This is a genomic window from Microbacterium sp. K24 (assembly GCF_004794465.1).
GTDB lineage: Bacteria > Actinomycetota > Actinomycetes > Actinomycetales > Microbacteriaceae > Microbacterium.
This window is the reverse complement of record NZ_SSDJ01000086.1, coordinates 85,926-104,247: the sequence shown is the minus strand read 5'-3', so window position 1 is coordinate 104,247 and position 18,322 is coordinate 85,926. Positions and strand designations below refer to the sequence as shown.

General features: G+C 69.2%; 17 protein-coding genes. 5 read left to right on the top strand and 12 right to left on the bottom strand.

Annotated elements, in window-relative coordinates; genetic code table 11:
* Positions 1-8 precede the first annotated feature (8 nt).
* Complete coding sequence (locus DW306_RS07055) at positions 9-1,871, top strand: phosphoenolpyruvate carboxykinase (GTP) (RefSeq protein ID WP_205814113.1); 1,863 nt, start codon at positions 9-11, stop codon at positions 1,869-1,871.
* A 239-nt stretch (positions 1,872-2,110) separates the two neighbouring features.
* Here the strand turns inward: DW306_RS07055 and DW306_RS07050 are convergent, their stop codons facing one another.
* Both DW306_RS07050 and DW306_RS07045 read right to left on the bottom strand, forming a co-directional pair.
* Positions 2,111-4,024 carry an ABC transporter ATP-binding protein gene (locus DW306_RS07050; protein ID WP_136054899.1) on the bottom strand — a complete coding sequence of 638 codons (1,914 nt, stop codon included), beginning with the start codon at positions 4,022-4,024 and terminating at the stop codon, positions 2,111-2,113.
* Between the two features lie 79 nt (positions 4,025-4,103).
* Complete coding sequence (locus DW306_RS07045) at positions 4,104-4,310, bottom strand: AsnC family protein (RefSeq protein WP_136054898.1); 207 nt, start codon at positions 4,308-4,310, stop codon at positions 4,104-4,106.
* Between the two features lie 498 nt (positions 4,311-4,808).
* Between DW306_RS07045 and DW306_RS07040 the strand changes: the two genes are divergently transcribed.
* Positions 4,809-5,471 carry an HAD-IA family hydrolase gene (locus tag DW306_RS07040; protein ID WP_136054897.1) on the top strand — a complete coding sequence of 221 codons (663 nt, stop codon included), beginning with the start codon at positions 4,809-4,811 and terminating at the stop codon, positions 5,469-5,471.
* Here the strand turns inward: DW306_RS07040 and DW306_RS07035 are convergent.
* Complete coding sequence (locus DW306_RS07035) at positions 5,468-6,928, bottom strand: MFS transporter (protein WP_136054896.1); 1,461 nt, start codon at positions 6,926-6,928, stop codon at positions 5,468-5,470. The two genes, DW306_RS07040 and DW306_RS07035, sit on opposite strands and share 4 nt — an antisense overlap.
* A 104-nt stretch (positions 6,929-7,032) precedes the next feature.
* Between DW306_RS07035 and DW306_RS07030 the strand changes: the two genes are divergently transcribed.
* Positions 7,033-7,530: a metallophosphoesterase gene (locus tag DW306_RS07030; protein WP_136054895.1), complete on the top strand. Its 498-nt coding sequence runs from the start codon at positions 7,033-7,035 to the stop codon at positions 7,528-7,530.
* Positions 7,527-8,015 (top strand): GAF domain-containing protein, encoded by a 489-nt coding sequence (locus DW306_RS07025; RefSeq protein WP_136054894.1) that lies wholly within the window; start codon positions 7,527-7,529, stop codon positions 8,013-8,015. The genes DW306_RS07030 and DW306_RS07025 overlap by 4 nt, the downstream gene beginning before the upstream one ends.
* A 7-nt stretch (positions 8,016-8,022) precedes the next feature.
* On the opposite strand, the gene DW306_RS07020 is transcribed toward DW306_RS07025, so the two are convergent.
* The 4 genes from DW306_RS07020 to DW306_RS07005 all read right to left on the bottom strand — a co-directional run bounded on the left by DW306_RS07020 (position 8,023) and on the right by DW306_RS07005 (position 13,075).
* Positions 8,023-9,774, bottom strand: a complete 1,752-nt coding sequence (locus DW306_RS07020; protein WP_136054893.1) for a beta-galactosidase family protein — start codon at positions 9,772-9,774, stop codon at positions 8,023-8,025.
* 68 nt (positions 9,775-9,842) lie between these two features.
* A complete protein-coding gene (locus DW306_RS07015; protein WP_136054892.1) occupies positions 9,843-11,198 on the bottom strand; it encodes a sugar ABC transporter substrate-binding protein in 1,356 nt (451 codons plus the stop codon).
* A 67-nt stretch (positions 11,199-11,265) separates the two neighbouring features.
* The gene (locus DW306_RS07010) at positions 11,266-12,111 is read right to left on the bottom strand and encodes a carbohydrate ABC transporter permease (protein WP_136054919.1); all 846 of its coding nucleotides are present in this window, start codon (positions 12,109-12,111) and stop codon (positions 11,266-11,268) included.
* A 46-nt stretch (positions 12,112-12,157) separates the two neighbouring features.
* The gene (locus DW306_RS07005; protein WP_136054891.1) at positions 12,158-13,075 is read right to left on the bottom strand and encodes a sugar ABC transporter permease; all 918 of its coding nucleotides are present in this window, start codon (positions 13,073-13,075) and stop codon (positions 12,158-12,160) included.
* Between the two features lie 159 nt (positions 13,076-13,234).
* Here DW306_RS07005 and DW306_RS07000 point away from each other — a divergent pair, with 159 nt between their 5' ends.
* Positions 13,235-14,218, top strand: coding sequence for a LacI family DNA-binding transcriptional regulator (locus DW306_RS07000; RefSeq protein WP_136054918.1), 984 nt, complete (start codon positions 13,235-13,237; stop codon positions 14,216-14,218).
* 103 nt (positions 14,219-14,321) lie between these two features.
* Here DW306_RS07000 and DW306_RS06995 read toward each other — a convergent pair whose 3' ends face one another.
* The 5 genes from DW306_RS06995 to ribD all read right to left on the bottom strand — a co-directional run bounded on the left by DW306_RS06995 (position 14,322) and on the right by ribD (position 18,296).
* On the bottom strand, positions 14,322-14,675 hold the full coding sequence (locus DW306_RS06995; RefSeq protein ID WP_136054890.1) for a Fe-S protein: 354 nt from the start codon (positions 14,673-14,675) through the stop codon (positions 14,322-14,324).
* Positions 14,676-14,861: 186 nt separating this feature from the next.
* Positions 14,862-15,335 carry a 6,7-dimethyl-8-ribityllumazine synthase gene (gene ribH, locus DW306_RS06990; RefSeq protein WP_136054889.1) on the bottom strand — a complete coding sequence of 158 codons (474 nt, stop codon included), beginning with the start codon at positions 15,333-15,335 and terminating at the stop codon, positions 14,862-14,864.
* A complete protein-coding gene (ribA, locus tag DW306_RS06985) occupies positions 15,332-16,600 on the bottom strand; it encodes a GTP cyclohydrolase II (RefSeq protein WP_136054888.1) in 1,269 nt (422 codons plus the stop codon). The genes ribH and ribA overlap by 4 nt, the downstream gene beginning before the upstream one ends.
* Complete coding sequence (locus DW306_RS06980; RefSeq protein WP_136054887.1) at positions 16,597-17,238, bottom strand: riboflavin synthase; 642 nt, start codon at positions 17,236-17,238, stop codon at positions 16,597-16,599. Before DW306_RS06980 ends, ribA begins: the two co-directional genes overlap by 4 nt.
* Complete coding sequence (gene ribD / locus DW306_RS06975) at positions 17,238-18,296, bottom strand: bifunctional diaminohydroxyphosphoribosylaminopyrimidine deaminase/5-amino-6-(5-phosphoribosylamino)uracil reductase RibD (RefSeq protein WP_136054886.1); 1,059 nt, start codon at positions 18,294-18,296, stop codon at positions 17,238-17,240. Before ribD ends, DW306_RS06980 begins: the two co-directional genes overlap by 1 nt.
* Positions 18,297-18,322 lie beyond the last annotated feature (26 nt).

The following is an 18,322-nucleotide window of genomic DNA, read 5'->3' as shown; positions in this document are numbered from 1 at the left end:
GAGCAGTCATGGCCATGGCCGAAGTCATCACCCCTCGCACGTCCCCCGTCACCACGGAGCGCACGTTCGGCGCGGCACCGACGTATGACACTCCCGCGATGGCGGAGCTGGAGGCGTGGGTCGAGGAGATCCGCACGCTGACCCAGCCCGACTCCGTGCACTGGGTCGACGGCTCTCGGGCCGAGAACGACTGGCTGCTGCGCGGCCTCGTCGCCGAGGGCAAGCTCATCAAGCTCAACCCCGAATGGCGCCCCGGCTCGTACCTCGCCCGCTCGCACCCGAGCGATGTCGCCCGCACCGAGGGTCGCACGTACATCGCCTCCGAGAAGGAGGAGGATGCCGGCCCGACGAACAACTGGGCAGCCCCTGCCGAGATGCACGCGAAGATGGACGAGATCTTCGAGGGATCGATGCGCGGACGCACGATGTACGTCGTCCCGTTCTCGATGGGCCCCGTCGGCGGACCGCTCTCGCACATCGGCGTGCAGGTCACCGACAGCGCCTACGCCGTGGCCTCCATCGGCATCATGACCCGCGTCGGCGAAGCCGTCACGAGCCGGATCGCCGAAGGCGCGCCGTGGGTGAAGACCGTGCACACGGTCGGCGCACCGCTCGCACCCGGTCAGCAGGACGTCGAATGGCCCTGCAACGACGAGAAATACATCGTGCACTTCCCCGAGACGCTCGAGGTCTACTCGTACGGCTCCGGCTACGGCGGCAACGCGATCCTCGCGAAGAAGTGCTTCGCGCTCCGCATCGCCTCGGTGATCGCCCGCGACGAGGGCTGGCTCGCCGAGCACATGCTCCTCATCCGCGTGATCGACCCCCAGGGCAAGGCGTACCACGTCGCGGCCGCGTTCCCCTCGGCCTGCGGCAAGACGAACCTCGCCATGCTGCGGCCGACCATCCCCGGCTGGCGCGTCGAGACCCTCGGCGACGACATCGCCTGGATCCGTCCCGGCGAAGACGGCCGCATGTGGGCGATCAACCCCGAGGCGGGCTTCTTCGGCGTCGCTCCCGGCACCGGCGAGTCGACCAACGTCACCGCGGTCGAGACCCTGTGGGGCAACACGATCTTCACCAATGTCGCGCTCCGCCCGGACGGGGACGTGTGGTGGGAGGGTCTGACGGACCACGCGCCGGCTCACCTGATCGACTGGGAGGGCAACGACTGGACGCCCGACTCCGATCGGCCCGCCGCGCACCCGAACTCCCGCTTCACGGTGTCGGCGGCGCAGTGCCCGCAGATCTCCGAGGATTGGGAGCAGGCCGTTCCGCTCGACGTGATCCTCTTCGGTGGACGCCGCGCCAGCAACGTCCCGCTCGTGGTCGAGGCCACCGACTGGACGCACGGCGTCTTCCTCGGCTCGAACATCTCCTCCGAGCGCACGGCTGCGGCCGAGGGCAAGGTCGGTGAACTCCGCCGCGACCCGTTCGCGATGCTGCCGTTCTGCGGCTACAACATGGCGGACTACTTCGGGCACTGGCTCAAGGTCGGCCGCGGACTGCGCTTCGACCGGGCGCCGCGCATCTTCCAGGTGAACTGGTTCCGCCGCGGTGACGACGGGCGCTTCCTGTGGCCCGGCTTCGGCGACAACTCGCGCGTGGTCGACTGGATCATCCGCCGCATCGCCGGGGACGTGCCGGCGGTCGACAGCCCGATCGGCCGTCTGCCGCGGGTCGAGGACCTCAACCTCGACGGACTCGACATCCCCGCCGCCGATCTCGACGAGCTGTTCTCCGTCGACGCGGAGGCGTGGAAGACCGAGGCCGACCTCACCGAGGCGTTCTACGACACCTTCGGCGACAAGGTTCCAGCGGCGCTGCGCGCCGAGCTCTCCTCGCTCCGCTACCGCCTGGCCAAGGCGTAGCCCCAGACCGGTGCCGACTCGGGGGAGTCGGCACCTCCCCTTCCGGCCTCCGCGGCCGGTCGAACCCGCGAAGGCGGGATGTCAGAGACGAACCCATGGCTGAGTGGTCTCCGGCATCCCGCCTTCGCGTATGCCCGCTCTCGCCGAGACCCCGCCTTTCCGTCGATACCCCGTGTTGCGGACGCCTCTAGGGCGGGGTCTCGGCGCGAAGCCGGGGTCTCGGGGGACGGGCGGCGGGATCAGGCGAGAAGCTGATGCCGGGCGAGATCGCGGTACAGCGGCGTGGACTCGACGAGCTCGGAGTGCGTCCCCTGCCCGACGACGAGGCCGTTCTCCAGCACCACGATCAGGTCGCTGTCGACGACGGTCGAGAGGCGGTGGGCGATCACGACGAGCGTGCGGTCCGTCGACACCGCGTCGATCGCCTCGCGCATCTTCTGCTCGTTGACGCCGTCGAGCGATGACGTCGACTCGTCGAGCAGCAGGATCGGCGCATTCGTCAGCAGAGCTCGTGCGATCGCGAGACGCTGACGCTCACCGCCGGAGAGCATGACCCCGTCTTCACCGACCGGCGCCTGCAGTCCGAGCGGGTTCCGTTCGAGGACGTCGCCGAGGTTCACCGCGCGCAGCACGCGCTCGCAGTCGGCATCGGAGGCATCGGGAGCCGCAAGACGCAGGTTCTCCGCCAGTGTGCCGGCGAGCGTGGGAGCATCCTGCTCGACGTATCCGAACTGCGCGCGGAGCTCGTCTCGGGGGTAGGTGCGGGCGTCGTGGCCGTGCAGACGGATCGAACCGCCGGTCGGGTCGTAGAACCGCTCGATCAGCGACAGGATCGTGCTCTTGCCGGCGCCGCTCGGCCCGACGAGGGCGACCCGGGTACCACGCGGCACCGAGAAGGACACGCCCCGCAGTACCTCGTGGTCGGGGATCGCGGTGGTCTCGGCATCCGTGGTCTCGGCATCCGCCCGCTCGACGTGCGCGTCGGCGAGCAGGGTCCGCGCCTCCTTCGCTGCCGCCTGTCGGGCGGCGACGACGTTGGCGGGGTAGTGGAAGCGCACGTCGCGGAACTCGATCGCCGGCGCGGACTCGCTCGATGCGGAAGGCGCCTCGACGTGTCGGAGGTCGGCCGCGATCCTCTCGTCGTCCTGTGTCTCGGTCGGAAGGTCGAGCACCTCCTGGATGCGTCCGAGCGCTCCCAGCGCCTGGTTCACCGAGGTGATCGCGCCGAACGTGGTGGCGAGCGGCATGACCAGCAGGAACAGGAACATGATAAACGCGATCAGCGAGGCGATCGAGATCGCGCCGGCCGCGACGCGGAAGCCGCCGACACCCAGCACGACGAGGAGCGAAAGCTGCAGCGCGATGCCCGAGACCGGCACGACGAGTGACGAGATCTTCGCGATCCGCACCCCGATGCCGTACGCGTCGGAAGCGAGCTCCGACACAGCGGCGGTCTCGCGCTCGGTCGCACCCGACGCGCGGACCGTGCGGATCGAGCCGATCGCCCGCTCCACGCCGGAGGCGAGCGCGCCGACCTTCTCCTGCTGCTGGGTGGAGGCGGTGCGGATGCGACCGCTCAGCAACACGACGGTGACGACCGAGATGCCGATCACGATGACGATGAGCAGCAGCAGGAGCGGATCGATCACGAGCATCGCGATGAGGGCTCCGAGGAACAGGACCGCGCTGCCCACGGCATCCGCCAGTCCCTGGGTGAGCACGGCGTACAGGAGCGTCGTGTCGGTGCCGACGCGCGACACGAGGTCACCCGTGCGGCGGGCGTCGAACTCCGAGACCGGCAGGTGCAGGATGCGGGCGATGAGCTTGCGCCGGCTGGAGTACACGACGGCGGTGCCGGTGCGCTGCAGCAGGTAGTGCTGGAAGCCGGAGATGATCGACGACACGATCACGAAGCCCACGAGCAGCCAGACCAGGATGCCGAGGGTGCCACCGGACTGCACCGCCTCGATGACCTGACCGACGAGCAGCGGCTGCACGAGCGAGGTCGCAGCGCCGACGACGCTGAGGATCGCGACGACGATCAGCGTGCGCTTGTGTTCGAACAGGAAGGGGAGAAGCTGGCGGAACGTGGCGCGGGGGCCTTCGGGCTGCGCGCCGCGTCCGCGGCGGCGTGGTGTCGCCGTGCTGGACATGCGGGACCTCGTTCTGAGAAGGGTAATTAGACCGTACTTCGTGCGCGCACGGAGTCTGTGGATGGGCTGTGTGCCCGGGTCAGCGGCGACCGAATCTCCGGTGCGCGGCCTGCTTGCTCACCCCCAGGGCGCTGGCGATCGCCTGCCACGAGTAGCCCGCGTTGCGCGCGCGGCGGACCTGGGCTTCCTCGGCGCGGGCGACCTCCTGGCGGATGCCGGCGAGCCGGTGCAGCTCGGCCAGCGGTTCGCTGCCATCGTCTTCCGCGATCGCGGTCGGTATCGTCATGGTGACCTCCTGCGTCAATCTTCGTTGACGCGCGATCGGTTGTCAACATTCATTGACTGCGTTGCGGAGGAGATCGGCGAAAGGGAGGGCGGATCCGGGTCCTTCCGCCCTCCGCAGCGCCGATCTCCTCCCATCGGCAGGCAGGAACCGTGGTCACTGTTCCTCCCCGATTCTGCGGAGCCGCACCTTCTGCACAATCCGAGCGGCAGGCGGCACACCGAGGGCGTCGGCCTCGCCGTGCGCGGTCATCATCAGAGGATGGGGATGCGGGATATCGTGCGGGCAGGTGGCGGTGTGGTGCCGCTGACGACGCTGCAGTCGGGAGGACCAGATCACCCTCTACGGTCCTCCACTGCGCTGATCTCCTCCGATCCGCTCGGTTCGACGCCGGGTGCCAGACTGGGCGGATGCTGTCCGCGCCGAAGCTCGTCCCCGGCGACCGCGTCGTGGTGCTCTCGCCCGATACGGACGTCCAGAATGCTGTCCTAGGGTGTCGGGATGGCTGACGCGACCTGGGTCCTGTTCGACATCGGCGGCGTGCTCGAGGTCGTCGACGACGACACCTGGCAGGAGAAGTGGTGGCAGCGCTGGGCCGATCGCACGGGCTTCTCGCGCGACGAGGTCGATGCCCGGGTCGACGGCGCCGACCTGCCTCGGATCGATGTGACGAGCGGCAGCGCCCAGGAGTTCTGGTCCCGACTCGCGTCGGCGCTCGACCTCGATCCCGACCAGCTCGGAGCCATGCGCGCGGACTTCTGGGACGAGTACTGCGGCACCGGCAACACCGAGCTGATCGCGTACGCCCGCTCGCTGCGGCCACGCGCGCGCACGGCCATCCTCTCGAACTCCGCCGACGGTGCCCGTGAAGAGGAGGAGCGGCGATTCGGCTTCTCGGAGATCTTCGATCCGATCTGCTACAGCCACGAGCAGGGCGTGAACAAGCCCGATCCGCGGGCCTATCTGCTCGCGCTGCAGCGCCTCGGCGCGGAGCCGGCCGACGTCTTCTTCATCGATGATCACGCCGAGGCGATCGCGGGTGCCGCGGCCGTCGGCATCCGCGGCATCCGGCATCGTGACAACGCCGAGACCATCGCGGCGATCGAGGACTTCCTGTCCGGCGGCGTGACGGCCGCCGGACGGGAACCGGACGACCGGGGCTAGAGCTCGGCGCTCGCCGCGAGCCCGAGGTCGTCCTCGTAGTCGTGGTCCCTCGTCTCGGGCGAGAGGACCAGCGCGATGAACGTCAGCACGCCCATCGCCGAGAGGTACAGGCCGACGAGCCACGGAGCGCCGTCGCCGAGCTCCCACAGCGCCACCGCGATCAGCGGGGCGACCGCGGCGCCGAGGATCGACGAGACGTTGTACGAGATCGCCGAGCCCGTGTACCGCACGTTCGTCGGGAACAGCTCGGGAAGCAGGGCGCCCATCGGCCCGAACGTCGCCCCCATGAGCAGGAACCCGAAGACGAGGAAGGCCTGCACCAGCGCTCCCGAGAACTTCGGGTCGACCGTCGGCAGCAGGAAGGCGTTGAAGCTCAGGCCGAACACGATGATGAGCCCGGTCACCCAGAGCAGCAGTTTGCGGCGTCCGATCCGGTCGGCGATCGGACCGGACAGCAGCGTGAAGAGGCCGAAGAACACGACACCGATGATCTGCATCAGCACGAAGTCGGTGTAGCCGAAGCCGAGTCCGGGGTAGAACTGCGCGGCGAAGGCCGCGGCGTCGAAGTCCTTGCCCGCGGCCTCAGCCGCAGCCTGAGCCGCCGCGGATGCCGTCTCGAGCGACGCCGCCTTAGTGCCGTAGGCGAGGGTGAAGTTCGTCATCAGGTAGAACAGCACGTACGTCGCCAGCATGATGAACGTGCCGAGGATCAGGTGCTTCCAGTGGTGACGGAACACCGTGGCCAGCGGCAGCTTGCGGATCGCGCCCTTGGTCTCCGCCCGCTTGAAGGTGTCGGACTCGACGAGCCGCAGTCGCACCCACAGGCCGACGATCACCATGACCGCGGAGAACAGGAACGGGATGCGCCAGCCCCAGGCCAGGAACGCCTCGGACTTGAGGATCGGGTTGTCCTCGTGCGGCAGCAGCCAGTTGATCGCGAGGAAGAGGAAGTTGGCGATGATGAAGCCGAGCGGCGCCCCGAGCTGAGGGAACGTGCCGTACCAGGCGCGCTTGCCCTTCGGTGCGTTCTCGGTCGCGACCAATGCCGCGCCGGACCACTCGCCGCCGAGCGCGAATCCCTGCGCGAGGCGGAGGATCAGCAGCAGGAGCGCAGCCCACCAGCCGATCTGCTGGAACGTGGGCAGCAACCCGATCACGAACGTCGCGATCCCCATCGTGAGCAGCGAGGCGACGAGCGTCGCTTTGCGGCCGAACTTGTCGCCGAAGTGGCCGAAGACCACCGCGCCGATGGGGCGGGCGACCATCGCCGCACCGAACACCGCGAACGACGAGAGCAGCGACGTCGTGTCGTTCCCGGTCGGGAAGAACAGCGCCGGGAAGACGAGCACGGCCGCCGTCGCGTAGGCGTAGAAGTCGTAGAACTCGATCGTCGTGCCGACGAGGCTGGCGGTGATGACGCGCGAACGCGGATTCGCGGGCGCGGTTGCGGTGCTCAAGATGCTTCTCCGTTCAGTCCCCGACGTACCGGGGGACTCGGGCGAGTTTACGCCTTCCTGAGTGTTCGCTGTGTGGCCGGCGCGGGTCGGATAGCGTGTCGATCATGACGACGCGGATGCTGCTGCTCGCGGACACCCATGTGCCGAAGCGGGCGAGACACCTGCCGGACGCCGTGCTGAAGGCCGTCGATGAGGCCGACATCGTGGTGCACGCGGGGGACTGGGTCGACCTCGCGACCCTGGAACTGCTCGAGTCGAGGTCCCGCAGCTTCACCGGCGTGTACGGCAACAACGACGGACCCGAGCTGCGCGCGCGTCTGCCCGAGATCGCGCGGCTCACCGTCGAGGACGTCGAGATCGCGATCATCCACGAGACCGGGGCGGCCACCCGGCGGGAGCAGCGGATGGACGAGGCTTTCCCCGGCATCGATCTGCTCGTCTTCGGCCACTCCCACATCCCGTGGGACACCGTGTCTCCCGCGGGGATGCGGCTGCTGAACCCCGGGTCTCCCACCGATCGGCGCCGGCAGCCGGTCTGCACCATGATGTGGGCCACGATCGACGAGGCGTCGATCGAGACGACGCTGGTGCCCGTTCGATGAGCGAGATGCCGGTCTATCGCGCTCCGATGCGCTCCCGCGACGACGCGGTGCCCCGCGGCGTGGGGCCGGAGCGGGCGCTCGAGCTCGGCATCTGCGGCATCGGCGGCAGGCTGGAGCCCGCTCCCGGCTCACTGGCCGAGGCCTTGGTCGCGGCAGACGCGCAGTCCGGCATCCGGTTGGCGTGGCGTATCGAACGGTTCGCGAAGGCGCCGATCGGTGCGTTCGTGTGGACGCGGGATGTCGACGGCCTGACCTATCTCGGACGCATCGCCGGCCCCTGGGCATACGACACCGGAGAGGACGCCGCCGCGGCGGACCTCGTGCACGTCCGCCGCTGCGAGTGGCTCGCGCATCCGATCGACCAGGCGGAGGTCCCGGCCGGCGTACGGGCGACCTTCGCCCGCAACGGCCGGAATTGGCAGCGTATCCACGACGACGATGCCGAGCGGTTGTCCGCCGTGCTCTGGCGCACGTACCGCGACTGAACGCCTGTCACTCCTCCGTGTCGCCGAGCGAGAGCGCACCGACGAACGCCGCGCGAGGGTCGAGGTGCTCCAGCTCGAGCACGACCAGGCTGTTCGCGCCGGCCCGGGTCGCCGGCGCCGGGACGTACATCGTGCGCTGCGGTCCGTTCCGCCAGTAGCGGCCGAGGAAGAAGCCGTTCACGAACGCATAGCCCTTTCCCCAGGCGGCCGTGTCGAGGAACAGATCCGTCGCGGCATCCAGGGCGAAGTCGGCCGACCAGGCGAGCGGACCCGCGCCTGCCGCCTCCGCCGGCGGCTCCGCCAGCGACGCCGCCTGCGACTCGGTCAGCGACGCCGCGATCGCGGCGACGTCGAGCGGGGTCGAGCGCCAGCCGGTGAGAGCGACTCCGTCGAGGGTCACGTCACCGATCAGCCCCTTCTCCTCACCCAGGCGGTGGTCGTAGTTCACGCGGCCCTGGTCCTCGACGAGGATGCTCAGGGTGCGAGCGGAGGGGATGCGGATCGTGCGATCGTGCCGCGTGCGCGAGAGCGTTCCGACCGGCTGCCCGTCGACGCTGACCCAGGCGAGGTCGCGGACGTCGTCGATCGACAGGATGCCGCCGCCGACGGGCAGCTCCACGTCGTAGCGCACCAGGGCGCTGAGGTGTCCGAGGGCGTCGAACGTCTGCGGCCGGTCCGTGACCGGCGCGGATGCCGTGGCATCCGTCCATGCGCCCCGGGAAGACAGCGCGACCTCGAAGGCCGGCGCCGTGGCTCCCCGCGCGGGAAGCTCGTCGGGAACCGGCGCGTACTTCGCGATCACGTCCCGGAAGGCGAAGAACTTCTCCGTCGGCTCACCCGCCTCGTCGAGCGGGGCGTCGTAGTCGTAGGAGGTCACGAGCGGCAGGTAGCGGCCCTTGTCGTTCGCGCCGTTGGTGAGGCCGAAGTTCGTGCCGCCGTGGAACATGTAGATGTTGACCGACGCGCCCGCGGCGAGCAGAACGTCGAGTTCGGATGCCGCCGCGGCGACGTCCGTCGTGTGATGCACTCCGCCCCACCAGTCGAACCACCCGTCCCAGAACTCCGAGCACATCAGAGGTCCGGTGGGCTGGTGCTTCCGGAGAGTCGCGAGCCGCTCGCTGCTCCGTGACCCGAACGACCCGGTCTTGTGGAGCCCGGGAAGGCTGCCGTCGTCGAGCATCCGATCGGTGGGCTGGTCCACGGTGGTGAGCGGCACGGTGATGCCGGCCTCCCGGGTGACCGCGACGAGGTGCTCGAGGTACGCCGTGTCGGCGCCGTACGCGCCGTACTCGTTCTCGATCTGGAGGAGCACGACGGGTCCGCCGCGATCGATCTGGCGAGGAGTGACGATCTCGTAGACGCGACGCAGGTAGGCGCTGACCTCGGCGAGGTACGAGGGCTCCGAGGAGCGCAGCCCGCCCTTCGTGCCCGTGAGCCAGACGGGGAGGCCGCCGTTGTGCCATTCGGCGCAGATGTACGGGCCGGGGCGCACGATGGCATCCATGCCCTCGGCGTGCACCAGGTCGAGGAAGCGTCCGAGGTCGTTCCATCCGCTCGCGTCCCACTCGCCACGGCGGGGCTCGTGGGCGTTCCACGCGACGTAGGTCTCGATGGTGTTCAGACCCATGAGCCGCGCCTTGCGGATGCGGTCCTGCCACAGGTCGGGGTGCACCCGGAAGTAGTGGATGGAGCCGGCGATCACCTGGTGCGGCGCGCCGTCGCGGAGGAAGTCGGTCTCGCCGATGGAGAAAGATGTCACGGGTGCGGTGCTTTCGATGGGGGGATCGGCTGCGCCGGGTCCTGAGGGACCCGGCGCAGCCGGGCGTGCTACTTGTTGACGGTGAAGCCCTGCTCGTCGCCGTACTCGACCAGTGCGTCCTGCCAGGCGGTGAGGCCCGCATTCAGGTCGGAGTTGTTCTGGTACGCCTGGCCCACGGTGTCGCCGAAGATGCTGTTGGCGTACACCTGGTAGGGCAGGTAGCTCCAGCCTTCGACGACGTCGCCGGCCGCGCCCGCGAGGACCTCGTTGATCTTCTGACCGCCGAAGTACTCGGGTGCGTCCGCGAGGAACTCGTCGCTGGAGAGCTCGGCGGTGGTCGACGGGAAGCCGCCCGACTCGAGGAAGATCGAGATGCTCTCCTCCGAGTTGTTCAGCCACCACAGGAAGCCCGCGGCGAGCTCCGGGTTCTTGCTCTGCTTCGTCACGGCCTGACCGCCGCCGCCGTTCTCGGCGCTCGCCGCCGTGCCGTCGTAGGTCGGCATCGGCGCGACGCGCCAGTCGCCGGCGCCGTCGGGCGCGCCCGAGATCAGGTTGCCCGGCATCCAGGCGCCGATCACGAGGGTGGCGATGCTGCCGTCACCGAGTCCGCGGAACCACTCGTCGCTCCAGCTGCTGGTCTGCGCGACGAGGCCCTCCTCGACGAGGCGGTTCCAGTTCTCGGTCCACTTCTTGGTGCCGGCGTCCTCGAGGTCGAGGGTGACGTCGGTTCCCGAGGTCGCGAACGGCTTGCCGCCCGCCTGCCAGATCATCGACGTCGCGAAGCCCGCGTCGCCGGTGTCGTTGGTGATGTACGCGTCGGGGTTCGCCGCGTGGATCGCCTTGGCGGCCTCGTAGTACTCGTCCCACGTGGTCGGCACGGCGATGCCGGCCGCGTCGAAGACGGCCTTGTTGTAGAAGAGCGCCATGGGGCCCGAGTCCTGGGGGAGGCCGTAGATGGCGTCGCCGTCGGTCACGGAGTTCCAGGTGGAGGCGGTGTAGTCGTCTTCGAAGTCGGCGAAGCCGTACTGCGACAGGTCGACGAACGCGTCGGTCAGGGCGAACTGCGGCAGCGCGTAGTACTCGACCTGCACGACGTCCGGGGCGCCGGAGCCGGCCTTGATGGCGTTCTGCAGCTTCGTGTACTCCTCGTTGTTGGTGCCGGCGTTGACGAGGTTGACCTTGACGTTCGGGTATTCCTTCTCGAACGCCGCGACCTGGTCCTCGGCCGAGGGGGTCCACGACCAGTACGTGATCTCGCCGCCCTTCTCGAGGGCCGCCTCCACGGAGTCGAACGAGCCGTCGCCGGAGCCGCCGCCGGCGTCTCCGCTGCCGCCGGTGCTGCAGCCGGCCAGCGCCAGCGCTGCCACGGTTCCTGCGGCGAGCACCGCGAGGGTGCGCCGCGTCGGTGAGGGAAGGTGCTTCATTGCTGTGTCCTTTCGGGAGGTGCGATCCAGCGTCGGATCGCGGAGGTGGTGCACGAGGTGCGGGGAGCTATTGCTTGACGCTTCCCGCGGTGAGACCTGACTGCCAGAACCGCTGCAGCAGCAGGAAGGCGATGACGATCGGGATGATCGTGAGCAGCGAGCCCATGATCACGAGGTTGTAGATCGGCTGGGATCCGGCGCCGATCGCCTGCGAGCTCCACTGGTTGAGACCCACGGTGAGGGGGTACCAGGCGGGGTCCGACAGCATGATCAGCGGCAGGAAGTAGTTGTTCCAGGTGGCGACGACCGTGAAGAGCGCGACCGTCACGATGCCCGGCGCGAGAAGCCGCATCGAGATCGTGAAGAAGGTGCGGAACTCCCCGGCTCCGTCGATGCGTGCGGCTTCGAGCAGCTCGGTCGGCACGGATTCGGAGGCGAACACCCAGATCAGGTACAGGCCGAACGGGCTGATGAGCGACGGGATGATCACGGCCCACGGAGTGTTCGTCAGCCCGAGCTCGCTGAAGAGCAGGAACGTCGGGACGGCGAGCGCCGTGCCGGGCACCGCGACCGCGCCGAGCACCACCGCGAAGACCCCGCGCCGGCCGGGGAAGCGGTACTTCGCCAGGCCGTACCCCGCCATGGTGGCGAGCAGCGTCGCGCCGCCGGCGCCCACGAAGACGTAGAGGAGGGTGTTCCCCAGCCAGCGCAGGAAGATGCCGTCGCGATAGGCGAACGTCGCCCCGAGGTTGTCGAAGAACGCGAAGTCGTCGGCGAACCAGAGGCCGAACGAGCTGAACAGTCCCGACTGGGTCTTCGTCGAGCTGAAGAGCAGCCACACCAGCGGCACGAGCGTGTACAGGGCGTACACGATCATGACGATCAGCAGGGTGTTCGACTTGCGCGGATTCATCAGGTCGTGGCGCTTGCGGGACGGGCGGGCGAGGGGGAGTGCCATGTCAGCGCACCTCCGACTTCGAGCCGCGCAGCTGCACGACGTAGGCGATGACCGCGGTGATGACGCCCATGATGATGGCGATCGTCGCGGCGTAGTTGAACTGCTGACCCGCGAACGAGAGGTTGTAGGCGTACATGTTCGGCGTGAAGAACGTCGTGATCACGTTGGGTGCCAGGGGCCGCAGGATGTTCGGCTCGTTGAAGAGCTGGAAGCTGCCGATGATCGAGAAGATCGTCGCGATCACCAGTGCTCCGCGCACGGAGGGGATCTTGATCGAGAAGATCGTGCGCCACGCCCCCGCGCCGTCGAGCGAGGCGGCCTCGTACATGTCGGTGGGGATCGTCTTGAGCGACGAGTAGAAGATCAGCATGTTGTAGCCGACGAACTCCCAGGTCACGATGTTGCCGATCGAGAGCAGCATCCACTCCTTGGCGAACGGCGTGACCGCGTCGAATCCGAGGAAGTCGTTGACGTTGCTCGCGAGGCCGAACTGGTCGCCGTAGATGTAGCCCCACATCAGCACGGCGACGACGGCGGGCACGGCGTAGGGCAGGAAGATCAGGATGCGGAAGAACGAGGCGCCGCGCAGCCGGGCGCTGTCGAGGGCGAGGGCGGCGCCGAGCGCCAGCACCAGCATGATCGGCACCTGCACCACCAGGAAGATCAGCACGCGGCCGAATGCTTCCCAGAACTGCGGGTCGGTCAGCGCGCGGACGTAGTTCTCCACGCCGACGAACGCGGTGCCGCCGATGAGCCGCTCCTGGAAGAAGCTGAGGTAGAGCGCGTAGGCGAGCGGTGTCAGGAACACCAGGGCGAACACGACCATGAACGGGCCGACGAAGGCCCATCCCTTCCAGTCGCGCTTGTCGCGGCGTCGGATGCCGGGGGCTCCGAGAGCTGCGGGGTAATCAGTCGTCATCGACGAGACCTTCTTCGAGTGAGAGCGCTCGATGCGCAATGTGTCAACGTCAACATATGCGATCGACTGCTAGTGTGTCAACGTCAACATATGAATGGATGGTTGATCGTGTCGTCCGAGCATTCTCCCGAGCCCTCGCTGCGTCGTCGCGAGCCGTCGATGGAAGACGTGGCGCGGGAAGCCGGGGTCTCCGGACAGACCGTCTCCCGTGTGGTGAACGCCCGCGGGTACGTGGGCGCGGTGACCCGCGAACGCGTCGAAGCGGCCATGCAGAGCCTTGGCTACCGCCCGAACAGCGCCGCCCGAGCCCTGCGGTCAGGACGATTCCGCACCATCGGCGTGGTCATGTTCTCGTTCAGCTCCTACGGCAACCAGCGCACCCTCGACGCGATCGCCGTGCGCGCCGCGCAGCTCGGCTACGCCCTCACACTCATCCCGGTCGAATCCAGCGCGGGGGAGACCGTCGCCGGAGCCTTCCGCCGGCTCGAGGAGCATGCCGTCGACGGCATCATCATCGTGATCGAGGCGCACCAGCTCGACGAGGCCGACATCGAGATCCCGCAGGGACTGCCGGTCGTCTTCGTGGATTCGAACCGCGGCGATCTGCATCCGTTCGTCGACACGGACCAGGCGCAGGGCGCGCGACTCGCGACCGAGCACCTGCTCGACCTCGGCCACGACACGGTCTGGCACGTGGCCGGTCCCGCGAAGTCCTACTCGGCGGAGCGGCGGCGTGAAGCCTGGCGGGCGACCCTCGATGCGCGCGGCCGAGCGGTTCCCGACGTGCTGCAGGGGGACTGGTCCGCTTCTTCCGGCTATGAGGCGGGAGTGCGGCTGCGCGCGATCGACGGCGTCACGGCGGTGTTCGCCGCGAACGATCAGATGGCGATCGGCGTGCTGCGCGCCTTCCGTGAGGCCGGCCGCGAGGTGCCGGGCGATGTCAGCATCGTCGGCTTCGACGGACTGCCGGATGCCGCCCAGCTGTGGCCTCCGCTGACGACGGTTCAGCAGCATCCGGAGCGGGTCGGCGCCCTCGCCGTCGATGCTCTGCTCGCCGAGCTCGACGGAGAAGCGCGCGTGGACACGCCGCTCGTCGGCACCGAGCTGGTCGTGCGCGAGAGCACGGCGCCCCCGCGACGCTGACGCGCGTCGGTTCGGAGGGGATCGGGATCCGGGAGGGTGATCTCCCGCGAATCCGTCCTCCGTTGTGCAGATATCCCGCGCTACGCGGAGCGGATGCCGCGGCTCAGCGCCAGATCGCGGCGATGCCGGCGTTGAGCGCCGTGAGGATGCCGATGAGCCAGAACATCGCCGACGGAACGGCTTGCCCGCGCTTCTGGCGTGCGCTGCCGATGCCGAGGAGAGCGCCGATGGCGAGCAGGATCACGAGCTTCGTGCCGATCTTGACGTAGTTCAGCTCGTACTCGATGCCCCACGGAGCGGCGAGAGCGAGACCCGCGACGCCGGCGATCAGCAGGCCGTAGTCCATGATGCGGGTGATCTGACGCGTGCCTCCGAAGGCCTGCGCGGCCCACGCGCCGAAGAGCACGGCGAACCCGATCAGATGGACGAACAGCACGACATGACGCAGAGTCTCCATGCCGGTCACCGTACCGAGGCCGACCGATATGCCGCCAGCAAGGAGGTCCTCACCTCGACGCCGAGGCACACATGTCGGGAGGAGGGATGGATGCCGGGCGAAAACCGTGTTTCCGCCCGGCATCCGTGAATTCTCCCGACATCTGTACCGGCGCCGGTCGCCGCAGACGACCTGCGAAGGCCGACGTCAGCCGCGGAGCTCCCGTACGACCAGGGCGGTGCGCAGCGCGGCATCCGCTGCTTCGGCGCCCTTGTCCTCCTTGGAGCCTTCGAGACCCGCGCGGTCGAGGCCCTGCTTCTCGTCGTCGAGGGTGAGCACCCCGAACCCGACGGGCTTTCCGGCGTCGAGCGAGACCCGCGTGAGGCCGTCGGTCGTGGCCGCCGACACGTACTCGAAGTGCGGGGTGCCGCCGCGGATGATGACGCCGAGGGCGACCACGGCATCCGCTCCACCCGCGAACGCGGCCTGAGCGGCGATCGCGAGCTCGAACGAACCCGGCACGCGCACCACGCGGTAGGCGGCGTCGGCCTCGTTCAGCACGCGTTCCGCGCCGGCGATCAGGCCGTTCGAGATCGTGTCGTGCCAGGTGCCGGCGATGACGACGACCTTCAGGCCGCTTCCGTCGATCTTGTCGGTCTTCGGTGCTCCTGCGCCGCTCATTCGTGGTCCTCTCCGTGGGCGAGGGCTTCTGCGAGCTCCTCCGCGCCGATGATGTGACCCATGCGGTCACGCTTCGTCTCCAGGTACTGGTGGTTGTTCGGGCCGACGCCGACGATCAGCGGCACCTGCTCGATGATGTCGAGGCCCAGCTCGCGCAGCTGCTTCACCTTGTCGGTGTTGTTGGTCAGCAGGCGCACCTTCGAGACCCCGAGGTCGTTCAGGATGCCGGCCGCCGCGGCGTACTCGCGCGCGTCGGCGGGCAGGCCGAGGGCGAGGTTGGCGTCGACGGTGTCGAGACCCTCCTCCTGCAGGCTGTAGGCCCGCAGCTTGTTGATGAGGCCGATCCCGCGTCCTTCGTGCCCGCGCATGTAGACGACGACGCCGCCCTCCTTCTCGATCGCGTCGAGCGCCGCATCGAGCTGGGGACCGCACTCGCACTTGAGCGATCCGAACGCCTCGCCCGTGAGGCACTCCGAGTGCACCCGGACGAGCGCGGTGTCGGTGAGCTCGCCGGAGACGACCGCGATGTGATCGGTGCCGGTGACCCGGTCCTTGTAGGCGAGGAACCGGAACGTGCCGTGCGTGGTGGGCACCGTGGCATCCGCGCGCAGACTGACGCGACGGCCGCGGACGGCCTTGGGCGTCGAACCCTGCGGGTCGATCTCGTTGAGGTACGCGATCAGCTGCTCGATCGTGATCACGGGAACACCGTCGCGGGCGCCGAGCTCCATCAGGCCGGGCAGGCGCATCATGCTGCCGTCCTCTGCGACCACCTCGGCGATGCCGCCGACCGGCTGCAGACCGGCGAGCTTCATCAGCTCGACCGCGGCCTCGGTGTGTCCGCTGCGCTCGCGCACACCCCCGTCGACGGCGCGGAGGGGGAGGACGTGTCCCGGGCGGATGATGCTCGTCGCGGTCGACGCCGGGTTCGCGAGCACGTTGAGCGTGTGGGCGCGGTCATGCGCGCTGATGCCGGTGGTGACGCCTTCGGCCGCGTCGACGCTCACGGTGTACGCCGTCGAGCGGGCGTCTTCGCTCACCGCGACCATGGGCGGCAGGTTCAGGCTGTCGGCGAGGTCGGCGGGCATCGGCGCGCAGATGAAGCCCGATGACCAGCGCACCGTCCAGGCGACCCATTCCGGGGTGGCGAGTTCCGCGGAGATGATCACATCGCCCTCGTTCTCGCGGTTCTCGTCGTCCGCGACGAGGACGGGCCGTCCGGCGCGCAGGGCGTCGAGGGCCTCGGGGATGGTGGAAAGGCTCATCGTGAGCCTCCTTCCGGTGCGACGGCGGTGGCCGCCCGGAACGCGAGCAGGCGCTCGACGTGGCGGGCGAGGATGTCTGTCTCCAGGTTGACGCGGTCTCCGACGACGCGCGCGCCGAGGGTGGTGGCGACGAGGGTCTCCGGGATCAGCGAGATCTCGAACCACGCGACGGCCTCGCCCGGAGGGCTGACGGCGCTCACGGTGAGGGACGTGCCGTCGACCGAGATCGAGCCCTTGTCGACGACGAGCGGTGCGAGGTCGGCGGGAAGGCTCACGCGCAGCACGCTCCACTGGGCGCCGGGACGAACCTCCAGGATCTCGCCGACGCCGTCGACATGACCCTGGACGATGTGTCCGCCGAGGCGGGCGCCGACCGGCATCGCCTTCTCGATGTTCACGCGTGTGCCCACGGTGGCGCTGCCGATCGCGGCGACGTCGAGGGTCTGCTTCATCACGTCGGTGTCGAACGTGTCGGCGGTCGATCCCACGACGGTGAGGCAGACGCCCGACACCGCGATGGACTCGCCGTGCACGGCATCCGCGGCGGCCTTCGGGGCGCGCACCGTCAGTCGCCAGCCGTCGCCGGCGGGCGTGATGGCGGTGATCTCGCCGATCTCCTCGATGATTCCGGTGAACATCAGGCGGCTCCTTCATTCTGAGAGCGGGGATTCTGAGAGCGGGGGGCGTTCGCGGGGTGCGCGATCACCAGCAGGTCGGGGCCGAGCGGGACCCACTCGTCCACCGTCAGGCGCAGGGCGTCGCCGATCGAGCCGACGCCGATGTCGGTCAGGGCGAGGCGATCGCCGCCCAGCAGCACGGGGGCGATGTAGGAGAGAACCCGGTCGGCGAGTCCTGCCGCGATGAAGGCGCTCGCCAACGTCGGCCCGCCCTCGACGAAGACGCTCTGGATGCCGCGCTCGTGCAGATCGGCGATGGCGGCGCGCAGGTCGTGCGTGTCGTAGAAGAGGGGAGTGTGCGGATGCCGGTGCACGGCAGCATCCGCCGGCGTGGATCGCGATCCGATGATGACCGGCACCGGCTGGTGCGGCAGCAGCGCGTCGCCGGCGCGCGCGGTGAGCGCCGGGTCGTCGGCGAGCACGGTGCCGGTGCCGACCGCGATGGCGTCGGCTTCGGCGCGGCGACGGTGCACGTCGGCGCGAGCGGCCGGGCCGGTGATCCACTGGCTCGAACCGTCGGCGGCAGCGGCACGACCGTCGAGGCTCTGCGCCCACTTCACGGTGATGTGGGGGCGTCCGAGACGCTGCGCGGTGAGCCAGCCCTCGATCAGCGCGTGCGCGGCATCCGCTTGTTCTCCGGCCTCGACGCTCACTCCGGCGCCGCGCAGTCGCTCCGCTCCGCCGCCCGAGACGACGCCCGGGTCGTCGAGCGCGTAGACGACCCTCGCGATCCCGGCGTCGATGAGGGCGACGGCGCAGGGACCGGTGCGTCCGGTGTGGTTGCAGGGCTCGAGGGTCACGACGGCGGTGGCGCCCTTCGCGGCGCCGGGCGCGAGCTTCGACAGCGCGTCGACCTCGGCGTGCGGGGTGCCGGCCCCGTGGTGCCAGCCCTCGGCGAGCACTTCTCCGTCGGGGGAGAGGATGACGGCGCCGACCTGCGGATTCACTCCACGCGGGCCTCGGGCGGCGAGCTCGAGCGCGCGGCTCATCGCCTCGCGCTCCGCCTCGTTCACTGCCATCCGTCGTCCTCCTGTGAGGCTCCGGA